The sequence below is a fragment of the Anaerotruncus sp. 1XD42-93 genome, from assembly GCF_009917605.1.
Lineage (GTDB): Bacteria > Bacillota > Clostridia > Oscillospirales > Ruminococcaceae > Anaerotruncus.
Map to the genome: position 1 here is coordinate 1 of NZ_QZEG01000217.1, position 697 is coordinate 697.

Here is a 697-nt window from a genome sequence, read left to right on the forward strand (position 1 = left end):
TGCCTATCGTCCATACCGGCTGCGCGGTATTCCTGTTCCAGCCGGGTCCATTCTGCATCAAACTTCCTTTTTTCGTATCCATAGTGAAATCCCATAGTTTTCCTCCATTTCGATTCAGGCGTGGTTGACGGGTGAATCGAATAGAGGCGGGGACCGGCAGCCGGGTCCCCACAAACAATGGAACCTATGAAATTGTTGAGCTATGTAGAAAAAGTGCGGGGCAGGGGGAGGTTTGTCGTTTCTCTTTCCCCATACAGTGCGCTTTTTGTCTTTTTTGCCAGAATATCCCTTCTTTTTGCCGAAAAAGGGCAGACAAAAACAGGGCGCAGATGATTGTTGCATCATCTGCGCCCTGAACGTATCGGTTATTCTGTTATTCAAGCCTCTGCCCCATAAGGGCAGAGATAGATCAAAAGGGACGTTTACGCATAGACGGCCTCCATAAAATTAACCGCTATGCGACAAAGAAGGATTGGGTCAGCCGGGATTGCGGCACCTAATTACCTCTGGGCGGTATTCGGTTGTATCGCTTCAGGAATCTCCAAGGCTGATGCCGCTCCTTTCCCGTCCTATTTTCTGGCCCCGTCCGGGCCGATGGTGTAACCGTCAATGGTGGTATTGACCGCCATGGAACCGTCCGCATAAAAGTAGTACCACTTGCCGTCAATCTGTTTGAAACCGCCGGCAAACATCCAGC

At 50.5% G+C, this 697-nt stretch carries 1 protein-coding gene and 1 pseudogene; both read right to left on the reverse strand.

Translation table 11 applies throughout. The features are described from left to right. Window positions 1-95: pseudogene (locus D5269_RS18785) on the reverse strand (RNA polymerase subunit sigma-70); the annotation flags it as partial. 474 nt (window positions 96-569) lie between these two features. Further along, window positions 570-692 carry a hypothetical protein gene (locus tag D5269_RS18110; RefSeq protein ID WP_243126969.1) on the reverse strand — a complete coding sequence of 41 codons (123 nt, stop codon included), beginning with the start codon at window positions 690-692 and terminating at the stop codon, window positions 570-572. Between the last annotated feature and the right edge of the window lie 5 nt (window positions 693-697).